Origin of the sequence: Bacillus cereus group sp. BfR-BA-01441 (assembly GCF_022663075.1) — a bacterium.
Classification (GTDB): domain Bacteria; phylum Bacillota; class Bacilli; order Bacillales; family Bacillaceae_G; genus Bacillus_A; species Bacillus_A cereus.
The window spans coordinates 1-204 of the sequence record NZ_JAKUEU010000485.1 but is presented as its reverse complement, the minus strand read 5'-3'; the positions used below and the strand labels follow the sequence as shown (position 1 = coordinate 204).

Sequence of the window (204 nt, the reverse complement as noted above, 5' to 3'; positions counted from 1 at the left end):
GGTGGAACAACAGATCCAACTAAACCACCAACTGGTGGTGGAAACACTGGCGGAGAAACTGGTGGTGGAAACACTGGCGGAGAAACTGGTGGTGGAAACACTGGTGGAGAAACTGGTGGTGGAAACACTGGTGGAGAAACTGGCGAAAAAGATACAGAAGCACCAGTATTAACGCCAAAAGAAGGTGTAACAGTATTTGTAGGA

Annotated in this window: 1 pseudogene; it reads left to right on the top strand. The window is 48.0% G+C overall.

The window, feature by feature from the left end:
- Nucleotides 1-204, top strand: a pseudogene (locus tag MR107_RS31310) (adhesin); the annotation flags it as partial.